At 60.1% G+C, this 6,436-nt stretch carries 5 protein-coding genes; 1 reads left to right on the forward strand and 4 read right to left on the reverse strand.

From position 1 onward, the window contains the following. A partial coding sequence (locus tag VMU57_RS09105; protein WP_325382635.1) for a TIGR04141 family sporadically distributed protein occupies nucleotides 1-517 on the reverse strand: 517 nt, incomplete at its 3' end. 88 nt (nucleotides 518-605) lie between these two features. Between VMU57_RS09105 and VMU57_RS09110 the strand changes: the two genes are divergently transcribed. After that, entirely contained in the window at nucleotides 606-2,018 is a 1,413-nt protein-coding gene (locus tag VMU57_RS09110) for an IS1380 family transposase (protein ID WP_325382643.1), read from the forward strand. Between the two features lie 549 nt (nucleotides 2,019-2,567). Here VMU57_RS09110 and VMU57_RS09115 read toward each other — a convergent pair. From VMU57_RS09115 to VMU57_RS09125, 3 genes are all read right to left on the reverse strand, one after another. Next, nucleotides 2,568-4,649, reverse strand: a complete 2,082-nt coding sequence (locus tag VMU57_RS09115; RefSeq protein WP_325382637.1) for an ATP-dependent DNA helicase RecQ — start codon at nucleotides 4,647-4,649, stop codon at nucleotides 2,568-2,570. A 439-nt stretch (nucleotides 4,650-5,088) separates the two neighbouring features. Beyond that, nucleotides 5,089-5,895 (reverse strand): nucleotidyl transferase AbiEii/AbiGii toxin family protein, encoded by an 807-nt coding sequence (locus VMU57_RS09120; RefSeq protein ID WP_325382639.1) that lies wholly within the window; start codon nucleotides 5,893-5,895, stop codon nucleotides 5,089-5,091. Nucleotides 5,896-5,919: 24 nt separating this feature from the next. Continuing rightward, nucleotides 5,920-6,436: type IV toxin-antitoxin system AbiEi family antitoxin domain-containing protein (locus VMU57_RS09125; RefSeq protein ID WP_325382641.1), on the reverse strand; the 517-nt coding region annotated here is incomplete at its 5' end.

Consider the following 6,436-nt stretch of genomic DNA (forward strand, 5'->3'; position numbering starts at 1 on the left):
GTCGTCCAAACACATAGGACTGAGCCAGTTGTGATTCTTCATCACGGCGACGTGCGGGCGTAAAGAGTACTAGTCTCTTCTGCGCTTGTCCCGAAGCGAATTCGGCTCCCAACTGTGCTTCAAGTTTGGCAATCAGCGTGAGGTCCTTCACGGGGCTAACATTGGCTACTTCGGGCCATCTCTTCTTGTATTCCGTGCTTGCAAACAGTGTCGTCGCTTTGTCCAGTACCGCCTGCAATTGAGAAAACGGTCGGTCGACCCGAAGGCTCGTTCCTCCGCGAATGTGATCGCCAAGTAACGCTTGCGAAGGGATGCCCTCCAACGAGGCGACCAGGTCTCTGTCGAACTCAACACCGAACTCATCTATAAATGAAGCTCGTGGCGCGCGTTCATTGGCGATGTGCCACTTTGCAAAAACCTGCTCTGCTCGAATCTCAATGAGTTTATCTTGTGGAATCGAATTGAGGGCAACGCGCAAGCCGAAGTTGGGATCGAGCCACTGGTCTTTAACCCGCATTTCTCACGGAAAAATTGCAAAAGGCTGTCGCTTCATGGCATAAGTGTTTTTGCGAAAAAAACTTGCGCCGGAGAAGGAGGACAGCCTTTTGCAAACACAGTGTAACCAAGAATCCTTGGAATTTCATCCTCTGAATCAACGCCAAGTGGTGGGCCGGTTTGACGGCGGCGAGATTACCACGGACGCGGGTGGTCTGCTGTTGCGCGAGGTGGAGCAGCGCACCGGAATCATCGCGCGCTTCGCGGGCTGCTTTCGGGACCATCGGGCGGCGGGGCAAGTGGAGCACACGGCGCGAGAGCTGGTGGCGCAGCGAATCTATGCGCTGGCGCTCGGCTACGAAGACCTGAACGATCATGACCAATTGCGCCGGGACCCGCTGCTGGCAGTGCTGGCCGAGAAGCCCGATCCGACGGGCGAGAGCCGGGCGCGGGAGCGCGACCGGGGCAAGGCGTTGGCGGGCAAGAGCACGCTGAATCGGTTGGAGCTGACCGCGGCGGTAGTGAAGAGCGAGGAGCGCTACAAGAAGATCGCGCTCGAGATGGAAGCGGTGGACCGCCTGCTGGTGGAGATTTTTCTGGAGGCGCACGCGACGCCTCCGGCCGAGATCGTGCTGGACCTGGACGCCACCGACGACCCGTTGCACGGCCAGCAGGAGGGGCGGTTCTTCCACGGCTACTATGGGTGCTATTGCTATCTGCCGCTCTACGTCTTTTGCGGAGATCATCTGCTGTGCGCCCGGCTGCGGCCGTCGAATATCGACGCCTCGGCCGGCTGTGTGGAGGAAGCGGCGCGGATCGTGGCCGAGATTCGGCAAGCCTGGCCCGAGGTCCGGATCACGCTGCGGGGCGACTCGGGGTTCTGTCGCGAAGAGCTGATGGCCTGGTGCGAGCAGGAAGGCGTGGACTATGTGCTGGGGCTGGCGAAGAATGAGCGGCTGAAGCAGGAGATCGTCGAGGAACAGGAACAAGCGGCGGCGGAGTTTCAGGCCACGGGGCAGCCGGCGCGGGTGTTTAAAGAGTTTTTCTATCAGACGCGGGAGAGCTGGTCGCGGGCGCGGCGGGTGATCGCGAAAGCGGAACATCTGGAGAAGGGCTCGAATCCTCGTTTCGTAGTGACGTCGCTGGGGCCGGAAGCCTGGGAAGCGCGGCGCTTATATGAAGAACTCTACTGCGCGCGCGGCGAAATGGAGAATCGCATCAAGGAGCAGTTGATGCTGTTTGCCGACCGCACCTCGACGGCGTTGCTGCGCAGCAATCAGATCCGACTCTACTTTTCTTCCATGGGTTACACGCTGATGGAGGCGCTGCGCCGGTTGGGATTAAAACAGACCGACCTCGCCCAGGCGCAGGCCGCGACGATTCGGCTGAAGCTGCTGAAGATCGGTGCCTTGATCCGGATCACGGTGCGGAAGGTCTGGGTGTCGCTGGCGGGCGGCTATCCTTACGCGGAGCTGTTCGCGCAAACCTACGCACAGTTGCGAGCCTTCCCCTCGCCCTGCTGAAAAACGCGCTCCGTCAACAAGTTTGTTGCCCAGCAACATCTGGAGGGCGAAGTGCGCCGCTGCGAGCTCGGCCCGCACAGCAAACAGCGCACTTGCGAGTCATCCCCTGGTCAACATCAGCATGCTCGCTATCCCTTGGGGATCGCACCACCCCAAAACCAGTTCGTGCTGGCCAAATCGCAACTCAACCCGGCAATTCAATTTATTGGTGAGAAATGCGGGTTAAGCTTCTGCCACGCGTGGCGCCCGCGAATCCGCAGGGACCTCGCCATTGACGCAACTGGATTCCGTATTTGAATTGGGACAACGGATGACTCTTGTCGGCGTCCCACATTCGTGCAGCCAGCTTGGTTGCCAGGCGAACGCAGCCCGCGTTTATGGCAATCCGAGCTGCCAGGCAGCCACCGCGCACTCCGGTTCAATCTCTCAGCGGGGCAAAATCCGTTGACCGCCCTTGGCCGAGGTGAGTCTTTGTCGATTCATGCGTTCACACTGGGCAGGAAATCTACTACAGATGCCGGTGTTTTCCGTTGTGACGAGCTGGCTTCCTCAGGCTCCGTTCTCGCGCAGGACGCGGCAGATGTCTCTCCCGTATTTGTCGAGGGTGCTAAGCCCGATCCCGGGAATGGCGAGCAGTTCCTGGTCGGTTGCCGGGCGGCTGGCGGCCAGATCTCTTAGTGTGCGGTCGCTGAAGATTCGGAACGCCGGCAAGCCGCGCCGCCGGGCCTCGGTCAGACGCCAGGCGCGCAGCGCCGCTTCGAGGCGGGTCTCTATCCCGTCCTCTGAGCCTTTCGCGTTCGCCAATGACCTCGGCTTGGCGCTGGTATCGGGCCTGGATGCCCTCTTCTGACCCTCGGAAGCAGCGGACTTCTTCATCCTTTTGTGCTTTTCTAACGGAGGCGCTGTCTCCTTCATGACGAAGTTGACCGACATCTTTTCGTCCACGGCACAGCCGGCGTCCGTGAGCCTGGCCGTACGGTACGGGATCTGCTTGCCATTCTTCTCGAAGACCTCGTCGGTGAGCTGCACCAGTCCCGCCCGCGCCATCGCACCGAGCACTTCTTCGAAGGCATTGCGGGTCATCTCGCGGCTGGGACACACATCGATGTGCAGTTTGCCTGTTGATCTCGCGCCGGTCCTGCGCAAGGCGGCTACCGCCCGCAAGACCGCCGCACGTTCCGCCTCGGTGGCGGTCCGGAACCGCTGCGCGGTGCAATGCCCCGGAGCACAGAAATCGCAGATCCCACACGGCTTCTGTCCGTCAGCGAGATCGCCAAAGTGGAGCACCAAGGTGGCCATGCGGCAATGCTGGCTTTCCGCGTAACGGATCATCTGGTCGATCTGCGCCCGCTTCTGCTCACCCTGGGCAATATAGGTGTCGCGCCACCGGTTGTTTCCCCGGCTCACGTTCTCGGCGAAGTCCACCACAGCGCCCCCGTGGGCCCACAGTTTTTCCAGAGCCCTGTCGAACACCTCCTCTTCGATCTGGACCTGTCGTTGGAGCGCCGCTTTCCCCTGAGGCGCAGGCTGGAGACGCGCAAAGATTCCATCCAGCACGCTGACGTCCGGATAGTCGCGCTCGAAGAAGAAGTCATGGGTGTAACGATCGGCGTAAGAGTGCATCAGGATCGCCCGGCTGGGTTTCCCGTCACGGCCTGCGCGTCCGATCTCCTGGTAGTACGCTTCCAGGCTGCCTGGCAACGCTGTGTGGATCACAGTGCGGATATCAGCCTTGTCGATCCCCATGCCAAAGGCAATCGTCGCCACCATGACCTCGGTCCGGCCCTCGATAAACTTCGCCTGAACTCGTTGCCGGAGCCGGGCATCGAGGCCGGCGTGATAGGCCGCAGCGGGGAAGAAGACGGCGAGTTCGGCCGCCAGACTCTCGGCCTGCTTGCGCGTGGGCGTATAGACGATTGCCGGCCTGCGTTCCGTTCCCTGCAACAGTTGGCTGGCAAGCTCGGGCCGCTGGGAAGGCGCAATCTCGACAACCTCAATCGCGATGTTGGCGCGCCGGAAACCGTGAACCAAGCGAGCCGGCCGCACCAGCCCCAACTGCTCGGCGATGTCATCTTGAACGATGGGCGTGGCCGTAGCGGTCAGCGCGATCACGGGCGCGGGGCGCAGGCGCGGCAGGTACTGGCCCAGCATGCGGTAATCCGGCCTGAAATCGTGCCCCCATTGCGAGATGCAGTGTGCCTCGTCAATGGCGATAAGGGACAGTGGTCGTTTGGCCAACATGTCCGGAAAACCGGTCACGCGCAGCCGCTCCGGCGCAATGAATAAGAACTGCAACTTGCCGCTGAGGTAATCATGACAGGTCCGGCGCAGGTCGGCGCGCGGGCGGCCGGAGTGGATGCGCTCGACGGCGAAGCCCCTCTCCTTAAGCTTGGCCACCTGGTCTTCCATCAGGGCAATCAGCGGGCTGATCACGAGTGTGGTCCCGCCGCGCGCGATTCCCGGCAATTGGTAGCACAGCGACTTGCCGGACCCGGTCGGCATGACCAGCAGAACGTCCCGGCCTTCGATAGCCGCACGGCAGACGGCTTCCTGGTTCGGTCGAAATGAGGAGAAGCCGAACGCGCTGTGTAGGAGAATATTCAGGTCGGTCGTTGGCACGCGCCCGGTCATGGACGCTTCGTGCTGAACGGGGTCTTTCGACAGACTTCCTGTTCTTCCCGCCACTGCAGGCTCAGCGTCATGCGCTGTCTGTCCCGACATGCCTTTCACTTCCCTCGCCTAATCCGCAATTCTCTTCGGCAACGAGCATTGCAGATCTCGACGCCGCCCTATGTGGTTGGGGCCACTATATGAGCCACGGCGTACCCGCGGCAGTTCGAGATCGGTCCCCAACTGGCACACCCGAATTTCTGCTTATGATACCGGATTTGTGGATGGTTGAAGAGAGCGACTGTTGATATTTGGCCGATTGGCAGGCTCACCGAGTAGAGGCGCCGAGGAATCTCGGCGAAGTCATCGCATCTCTTTATCTTCGTGTCGACTATACCCTGTTTAACAGTATGTCCGCCTAGACACAGCCGGTTCACGGGTAAATTCGTTCTCGAACAGCTCAAGGGAGATTGGACCGGCGAAGCGTTCGGCGCAGACTGCGGAAGACCTCATCGAATGGCGGCAAGGTGCTCATCTGGTAGGCCAAGCGCCTGGACCAGAGTGCTTTGAGCCTCGCCCCCTTGCCGAGGATGGCATCCTCGAGATCCGCGAAGGGTCTCTCGCGGAATTCTAGTTTCCGGCGAATCGGGTCGGCCAAGTGATCGATCTCGATGGCCTCGTTCGTCGTGAGATACCACAAATCGTAGAGGTCGCGCGGTTCATTGCGCGCCGGATCAGCCAAGGCAATGATCTTCTCGACGACGATTTCCTGGAGTGAATAAGCCTGAACCCGGCGATCTTCGGGAAGGTCAGTGAATTCGTCGTAGCCCCGCAGCAGCAGGCGTTGCTCGACTGGAAAGACGAGGCGCTCGCGAACCGTGATGTCCACTTTGACGTCATTACCTACAGGCAACGGGCCGGTGTACGAAAGATAGAAAGTGTAGCTGTTTGCGTGCGTTTGCCGATCTTCTCTGTCGAACGCGAAAACAATCCCAGAGCTTTCGCGGACTGCCTCATAAACGCGCTCCATGCGACGCAATATGTCGTCAAAAGGGTTTGCTTCGAGAAGAGTGAAGTCGAGGTCTTCTGAGAAGCGGTAGTCGCCGAAGTAGCACCGCTTCAAAGCTGTTCCCCCTTTAAGGGCTAGACTCGTTCGCAAATCCGATTCCCCTAAGGCGGCAAGGAACCAAGCCAGGCAGTAGTCGCGTTCGAGCACGTCCTCGCGGATCCGACGGCCGCCCTGTTTCGCCAAGCGGTTGGACAACATCGAAATGTTCCGCTGTGGAATCATCTACGTCGCTCGGATTGCTTGGAGTTCTTGAGGCGTGATATTCAGTTGAAGACGCCAGCGCGCTACGTGGGGGCCCTCCATCGGCAAGGAGGGATCGAGCCGAACGTAGGTATTCGTAAGAACGTCGCGCAGCCTTCTTAATTGGGCTTCCGGCGCGATTGCATAGAGATCGAGTAAGTAGCCAAGGCGGCGGGTGACGGCGCCCACTCGAAGGCGAAGAGCGTAGTCCACCAGCTTCGCCGTCTCGATGTCCTGGTGACGCATCCAGAGGGCCTTGGCGACATCGGCTACGCCGCCACAGTACTCGGGCTGCCGCAAACCGTCAATTATCGTCCGCTCGAGATCGCTCACGTGTACAAATTCCTGCTTCGTCACCCAATGCTTTGTGGCGCCAAAGAAGTGGGTGGCCTTGACCAAGACGAAGCGGAATTCGGTTCCTTGGAGCGTGTGATTAGGTATCCGCTTGGTGCTGGAGACGAAGACGACGAGTTGAGGTTGGGTCACCATGCGGTGAAGT

The organism is Edaphobacter sp. (assembly GCF_035532915.1).
Classification (GTDB): Bacteria; Acidobacteriota; Terriglobia; order Terriglobales; family Acidobacteriaceae; genus Edaphobacter.

Excerpts from the sequence above, each read along its gene's own strand:
- VMU57_RS09120 (WP_325382639.1), bottom strand. The coding sequence starts at position 5,895 with ATGTTGTCCAACCGCTTGGCGAAACAGGGCGGCCGTCGGATCCGCGAG.
- VMU57_RS09115 (WP_325382637.1), bottom strand. The coding sequence starts at position 4,649 with ATGACCGGGCGCGTGCCAACGACCGACCTGAATATTCTCCTACACAGC.